This is a genomic window from Burkholderia sp. BC1 (genome assembly GCF_052683555.1).
Window position 1 is genome coordinate 49,320 of the sequence record NZ_JBQYLP010000040.1, and the last position, 6,775, is coordinate 56,094.

Annotated in this window: 6 protein-coding genes; 5 read left to right on the plus strand and 1 reads right to left on the minus strand. The window is 69.3% G+C overall.

Translation table 11 applies throughout. The features are described from left to right. The first annotated feature begins 168 nt into the window (after positions 1 to 168). The 5 genes from ACSHSS_RS19625 to ACSHSS_RS19645 all read left to right on the plus strand — a co-directional run bounded on the left by ACSHSS_RS19625 (position 169) and on the right by ACSHSS_RS19645 (position 3,345). On the plus strand, positions 169 to 852 hold the full coding sequence (locus ACSHSS_RS19625; RefSeq protein WP_445545419.1) for a hypothetical protein: 684 nt from the start codon (positions 169 to 171) through the stop codon (positions 850 to 852). A gap of 128 nt (positions 853 to 980) precedes the next feature. Continuing rightward, complete coding sequence (locus ACSHSS_RS19630; protein WP_445545420.1) at positions 981 to 1,811, plus strand: arylamine N-acetyltransferase family protein; 831 nt, start codon at positions 981 to 983, stop codon at positions 1,809 to 1,811. Between the two features lie 128 nt (positions 1,812 to 1,939). Continuing rightward, positions 1,940 to 2,113 carry a ribbon-helix-helix domain-containing protein gene (locus tag ACSHSS_RS19635; protein WP_006403231.1) on the plus strand — a complete coding sequence of 58 codons (174 nt, stop codon included), beginning with the start codon at positions 1,940 to 1,942 and terminating at the stop codon, positions 2,111 to 2,113. A gap of 1 nt (position 2,114) precedes the next feature. Continuing rightward, positions 2,115 to 2,474, plus strand: a complete 360-nt coding sequence (locus tag ACSHSS_RS19640; protein WP_006396804.1) for a VOC family protein — start codon at positions 2,115 to 2,117, stop codon at positions 2,472 to 2,474. 10 nt (positions 2,475 to 2,484) lie between these two features. Then, positions 2,485 to 3,345 carry a class I SAM-dependent methyltransferase gene (locus tag ACSHSS_RS19645; RefSeq protein WP_445545421.1) on the plus strand — a complete coding sequence of 287 codons (861 nt, stop codon included), beginning with the start codon at positions 2,485 to 2,487 and terminating at the stop codon, positions 3,343 to 3,345. Positions 3,346 to 3,348: 3 nt separating this feature from the next. Here the strand turns inward: ACSHSS_RS19645 and ACSHSS_RS19650 are convergent. Continuing rightward, on the minus strand, positions 3,349 to 6,775 hold a 3,427-nt coding region (locus ACSHSS_RS19650), incomplete at its 5' end, for an NAD-glutamate dehydrogenase (RefSeq protein ID WP_445545422.1).

Below are 6,775 nucleotides of genomic sequence, written 5' to 3' on the forward strand. Positions count from 1 at the left end.
TGCGGAAAAGGAACGAATTGCGACGCACAGCTTGATTTCGCGCAGTCGATTCGGACCAATGCAGGCGCGCGCGCCGTCCGATTCGTTTCGATGTGTTTCAGTCGTTGCGATCGCGTGCGACGCGCTTCGACAATATCGGGCTCCACCATTCGGGCACGAGGACAACGTATGAAACACATCCGCGCGGCGCGCAGACATCTCGCCTTCGCCGGCATCGCCTTCGGCATGCTGCTGAGCGGCGCCGCCCATGCGCAGCTCGATCTGCAATCGATCGGTTCGTCGCTGCTCGGCGGCGGACAGCAGGCGGCGCCCGCGCAGGGCGGCGTCGCGCAGCTGCTGCAGGCTTACGTCGGCGCGAACCGGCAGGTGCTTGCCGGCCAGTCGTCGCTCGCATCGGCGATGGGGCTCAGCGGCGCGGCGGGCCAGGCGCAGCAGGCGGCATCCGTGCTCGGCAACGGCGATGCGCTGACGCCGGCCGCGCTGTCGCAGATGGGCGGCGCGCAGCAGTCGGTGTCGCAGGCGCTCGATCAGGCATTCGCGAGCGGCGGCGCGACGCACGGCGCGGTCGACAAGCAGGCGTTCAGCAACGGCCTCGCGTCGCTCGGGCAGGGGCTCACGCAGTATTCGCAGCTGCAGCCGGCGCTTGGCGGCCTCGGCTCGACGAATCCGGCGTCGCTGCTGCAAGCCGGGCTCAATCCGCAGAACCTGCAGGCCGCGTCGTATATCGCGCAGAGCGCGCCCGGTCAGCTGCAGTCGCTCGCGACGACGCTGAGCCGGGCCGTGCAGTTCGCGACGAGCCAGGGCATTTCGGTGCCGTCGGTCGCGTCGTCGGCGCTGAAGCTGCTGCCGTAACACGCGGCGGCGGCCGTGCGTGCCGCCCGCCGCCCGCTCGCGGCGTGCGGCGCCGAACGGTCGTCTCGCGCACCACGGGGATGTCACACGATGCTATCGTGGCGCATTCCCCTCCTTGGTGCAGTCCCATGACCGATTCGTTCGACCTCGCGCGCTACTTCGCGCGCATCGGCTACGACGGCCCCGCCGAGCCGACGCTCGACGTGCTGCGTACGCTGCATCTGCGGCATCCGCGCGCGATTCCGTTCGAGAACCTCGATCCGCTGACGGGCACGCGCGTCGCGCTCGACCTGCCGGCCGTCGTCGACAAGCTCGTCGAACGCCGCCGCGGCGGCTACTGCTTCGAACTCAACAAGCTGTTCTACACGGCGCTCACGACGATCGGCTTTCGCGTGACGCCGCTGATCGCGCGCGTGCGCTGGATGCGGCCGCCCGAGGTCGCGACGGCGAAGACGCACATGCTGCTGCGCGTCGATCTCGACGACACGGTCTGGTTCGCGGACGTCGGCTTCGGCACCGCGACGCTGACCGCGCCGATGCGGTTCGCGCCCGGCGAGCGGCAGACGACGCCGCACGGCGCGTTCCGGATCGACGCGCACGGCGACGACGAATTCGACATGCAGTGCGAGACGCGCGACGGCTGGCAGACGATGTATCGCTTCGCGCTGAAGCCGGCCGAGTGGGTCGATTACGATGCCGCGAACTGGTTCACGTCGACCTATCCCGAGTCGCTGTTCGTGAACGACCTGATCGCCTGCCGCGTGCTGCCCGAGGGCCAGGCGACGCTGTTCAACACGGTGCTGAGCGTGCGCGACGCGACGGGCGCCGCGCAGACCGTCACGTTCGACGATCGCGGCGCGTGGGCCGCGTGCCTGCGCGACACGATCGGCATCGATACCACGGGCTTCGATCTCGACGCGCTGTTCGCGCGCGTCGCGGCGCGCACGCGCGAGCAGTGAACGGCAGCGCCGTCCCGCACGCGGCGCGAGGCGGCGGCCGGTGTGCGCCGCGTCTCGTGCGCGCAGCGTGCCGTGCCATTGCTCGCGCGGGCATTTGACTTTTCCTAGTTTGCTAGCATACTAGCACCATGACCGACGAAGAAGTGAAGCAGTTCAACGTGTATCTGCCGCTGAGTCTGATCCGGCAGGTCAAGCATCGCGCAATCGAAACGGAGCAGTCGCTGTCGGCGCTGGTAGCCGACGCATTGCGCGCGTATCTCGCCGCGCCGCCGCCGGCGGACGCGTCCACCACGGAGGAATGACATGTCGTCCGAGCGAATCGAAGCCGTTTTCCTGACCACGCACAACTGGGGCAAATCGGCGAAGTTCTTCCAGGCGCTGGGCTTTACGCTGGAATTCGAAACCGATCACCAGTCGGGCCAGCTTCGCAACGGCGACGGCCCGTATCTGTTCATCGCCGAAGTGCCGCCCGGCGAAAAGACGGACATGCAGGTCGTGCTGAAGGTGCCCGACGAGGCCGCAGTGCGGCCGCAGCCCGTCGTCGACGTCGTCACGCCGTTCGAGGACACGCACTGGGGCACGCGCGAGATGACGGTGCGCGATCCGGACGGTCGCGTATGGCGGCTGCAGGCGCCGGGGCGGCCCGGCCAGTCGAACGCGTGAGGGCGCGGCGATGAACGATATCGTCGACGAGGGCCCCGACAGCACGGCCGCGCGCGTCGCGCTGTGGCGCGCGCTGCATGTCGAATGCGATGCGCCGCCGCACGTGCTCGCCGACGAAGTGGGGCTGCAGCTGCTCGCGCCGGGGCCGGACTGGCGGCAGCGCGGCGACATGGATCCGCAGTTCACGCGGCCGTTTCGCGCATCGATCGTCGCGCGTGCGCGCTTCATCGAGGATCTGGTCGTCGAGCAGGCCGCGCGCGGCGCGAGTCAGTACGTGATTCTCGGCGCCGGGCTCGACAGCTTCGTGCAGCGCCGCCCCGACATGGCGACGCGCGTGACCGTCTATGAAGTCGACCGGCCGGGCCCGCAGGCATGGAAGCGCCGTCGGCTGAACGAGCTCGGCTTCGGCGTGCCGGACTGGCTGCGCTTCGTGGCCGTCGATTTCGAGGCAGGCCGCTCGTGGCGCGATGCGCTCGTCGATGCGGGCTTCGATCCGCGCAAGCCGGCCGTCGTCGTATCGACCGGCGTCAGCATGTATCTGACACGCGAAGCGAATGCGGCGACGCTGCGGGAAGTCGCGACGCTCGCGCGCGGCACGACGTTCGCGATGACGTTCCTGATGCCGCTGCAGTACGCCGATCCCGACGTGCGGCCCGGTCTCGAGATGGCGGACAAGGGCGCGCGCGCGAGCGGCACGCCGTTCGTCAGTTTCTTCATGCCGGCCGACATCCGCGCGCTCGCGCTCGAGGCGGGCTTCTCGACGGCCGAGCATGTATCGGCCGCCGATCTGAGTCGGCGCTATTTCGCCGGGCGTGCGGACGGCCTGCGGCCGCCGAACAACGCGGAAGAGCTGCTGGTCGCGACCGTCTAAGCGCTACGCACGCTCGAGCACGGCCATCTCGCGCACGACGACGAGCAGCACCGCGAGGCTCGCGCCGCCCGATGCACGCAGTTCCGCGAGCAGCTGGCCGTAACGCTCGAGCGCGGCTTCGCGGCGCACGCGCCAGGCGGCGACGATCGTTTCCGGCGACGTCGAATCCGGCGATTCCGCGAGCGCGCTCGTCGCGAGCGTGCGCTTGAGCCGCGCGACTTCCGCGAGCGCCGCCGCGCGCGCCATCATGTCCCAGTGCGTCGGCGTCGGCAGCGACGCCGCGCGCTCGCCGATCCATCCGTAGTTGAGCAGCGTGCCGAGCGCGAAGTACACGCCCGCGACGAGTTCGAGTTCGCGGTTCGAGGTGGCTGCCACGTCGGCGATGTCGAGCAGCGCGGCCGAGATGTCGCCGCTCGCGACACGCGCGGCGAGCGCCGCATCGACGCCGGCGTCGGTCAGCACGCGCCGGCGCGCGGACAGCGCGTCGAGGTCGTCCGCCGGCAGCAGCGCGGGCAATTGCGGCGCGAGCCGCTCGGCCGCGTCGCGACACCGCGCGAGCAGTGCGGCGATGCCGTCGCCGGCCCCCGCACCCGTATGCAGGTGCCGCAGGAACCACAGCGCCGCGCGTTCGAGCAGCCGTGCGACGTCGACGAACATCCGCGCCTGCACGTCGTCGGCGACGCGATTGTCGAGTGCATCGATGTCGCGCCACACCGCATCGAGATCGAACACGTCGCGCGCGACGATGCAGGCGCGCACGATGTCGCCCGGCTTCGCGTCCGTTTCCTCCATCAGCCGATGGACGAAGGTGCAGCCGACGCGGTTCACGAGCGCATTGGTCAGATGCGTCGCGAGAATCTCGCGGCGCAGCGGATGGCGACGCATCGGCTCGCTGAAACGCTGCTGCAGCGGTTTCGGGAAGTAGTCGACGAGCATCGCGGCGACGAGCGGATCTTCGGGCACGTCCGATTCGAGCAGCGCGTCGTAGAGCCACATCTTGCTGTACGCGAGCAGCACCGCGCGCTCCGGCGAGGTGAGGCCGAGCTTCGCGGCCTGCCGTTCCGCGATCTCGTCGTCGGTCGGCAGGAATTCGATCACGCGGTTCAGGCGCCCCGCACGTTCGAGCCAGCGCATCAGCCGCGCTTCCGCGTCGAGCAGCTCGACGCCGTAGCGGCCGGCGATCGACAGCGCCTGCGTCTGATAGTAGTTGTCGCGCAGCACGAGCAGCGCGACTTCATCGGTCATCTCCGCGAGCAGCGCGTTGCGCTGCTTCTCCGTCATCTCGCCGTCCGCGACGACGAGGCCGAGCAGGATCTTGATGTTGACTTCGTGATCCGAACAGTCGACGCCCGCCGAGTTGTCGATCGCGTCGGTGTTGATGCGCCCGCCGCGCTGCGCGAACTCGATGCGGCCGAACTGCGTGAAGCCGAGATTGCCGCCTTCGCCGACCACCTTGCAGCGCAGGTCCGCGCCGTTGACGCGCACCGCGTCGTTCGCGCGGTCGCCGACCTGCTGATGCGTCTCGTGCGTCGCCTTCACGTAGGTGCCGATGCCGCCGTTGTACAGCAGGTCGACCGGCGCCTGCAGGATCGCGCGGATCAGCTCGGTCGGCGGCAGCGCGTGCGCGTCGATGCCGAGTGCGGCCTGCACGGCCGGCGACAGCGGGATCGTCTTCGCGGTGCGCGGATAGACGCCGCCGCCCGCCGAGATCGCGGCCGGATCGTAATCGGCCCAGCTCGAGCGTTCGAGCGCGAACAGCCGCTTGCGCTCGGCGAAGCTCGTCGCCGGGTCGGGCGTCGGATCGAGGAACACGTGCCGGTGATCGAACGCGGCGATCAGCCGGATATGCGGCGACAGCAGCATCCCGTTGCCGAACACGTCGCCGGACATGTCGCCGATGCCGACCACCGTGAAGTCGGTCGTCTGCGTGTCGACGCCCATCTCGCGGAAGTGCCGCTTCACCGATTCCCACGCGCCGCGCGCGGTGATCGCCATCTTCTTGTGGTCGTAGCCGACCGAGCCGCCCGACGCGAACGCGTCGTCGAGCCAGAACCCGTACTCGTGCGAGATCGCGTTCGCGTAGTCGGAGAAGGTGGCCGTGCCCTTGTCGGCCGCGACGACGAGATACGGATCGTCGGGGTCGTGGCGCACGACGTCGCGCGGCGGCACGATCGCGTTGCCGACGCGGTTGTCGGTCAGATCGAGCAGCCCGCGCAGGAACGTCTGGTAGCACGCGACGCCTTCGCGCATCCACGCTTCGCGATCGCTCGGCGGCGGCGGGTTCTTCACGACGAAGCCGCCTTTCGAACCGACCGGCACGATCACGACGTTCTTCACCATCTGCGCCTTCATGAGCCCGAGCACCTCGGTGCGGAAATCCTCGCGCCGGTCGGACCAGCGCAGCCCGCCGCGCGCGACGCGGCCGCCGCGCAGGTGCACGCCTTCGACGCGCGGCGAATACACCCAGATCTCGAACATCGGCTTCGGTTCGGGCAGCCCCGGCACGCGTGCCGGCGCGAACTTGAACGACAGGTACGGCTTCGGCTCGCCGTTCGCGTCGTGCACGAAGTAGTTCGTGCGCTCGGTCGCGTTGATCACGCCGAGGAACTGGCGCAGGATGCGGTCCTCGTCGAGGTTTGGCACTTGATCGAGCGCAGTCTCGATCGCTTTCAGCAGCCGTTCGGCCTGCACGTCGCGTGTGTCGCCGATGCGCGGATCGAAGCGCAGCACGAACAGCTCGACGAGCTGCCGCGCGATGGCCGGATTGCCGGTCAGCGCGCGTTCGATATAGGCGTCGCTGAACGTCGAGCCGACCTGCCGCAGGTATTTCGCGTACGCGCGCAGGATCGTGACCTCGCGCGCGCTCAGATGCGCGCGCAGTACGAGCCGGTTGAAGTCGTCGTTCTCGATCCGGCCGCTCCAGATCCGGTCGAACGCATCCTCGAAGAGGCCCTTCACGCGTTCGATGTCGAACTCCGTATCGTCGGCGAGCTCGAGCCCGAAGTCGTGCACCCACGCCGGCGCCGCATCCTGCGTCTGGATGCGGTAAGGACGCTCCTCGTCGACGCGCACGCCGAGATGCTCGAGCATCGGCAGGCTGCGCGACAGCGCGATCGGCTCGCCCGCGCGATAGACCTTGAAGCGGAACGCGCGCGGCCCGGCCTCGATCGGCCGGTACAGGTTCATCGCGAGCTGGCCGGATGTTTTCACGCGCTCGATCAGCTCGATGTCGCGCACCGCGGTGCGCGCCGGATAGTCGTCGCGGTAGCCGGCCGGGAACGAGTCCGCGTAGCGCTGCAGCAGACGGTTGCCTTGCTCCTCGCCGAACGCGTCGAGCAGCGCGTCCGCGAGATCGTCCTGCCAGCGGCGCGTGACCTGCACGAGCCGCGTTTCGAGCTCGCGCGTATCGACGTCGGGCATCGTGCCGGGC

Bases quoted from the DNA above. Each gene is read 5' to 3' on its own strand.
- ACSHSS_RS19645 (WP_445545421.1), top strand. From the start codon at position 2,485: ATGAACGATATCGTCGACGAGGGCCCCGACAGCACGGCCGCGCGCGTC.
- ACSHSS_RS19625 (WP_445545419.1), top strand. From the start codon at position 169: ATGAAACACATCCGCGCGGCGCGCAGACATCTCGCCTTCGCCGGCATC.
- ACSHSS_RS19630 (WP_445545420.1), top strand. From the start codon at position 981: ATGACCGATTCGTTCGACCTCGCGCGCTACTTCGCGCGCATCGGCTAC.
- ACSHSS_RS19635 (WP_006403231.1), top strand. From the start codon at position 1,940: ATGACCGACGAAGAAGTGAAGCAGTTCAACGTGTATCTGCCGCTGAGT.
- ACSHSS_RS19640 (WP_006396804.1), top strand. From the start codon at position 2,115: ATGTCGTCCGAGCGAATCGAAGCCGTTTTCCTGACCACGCACAACTGG.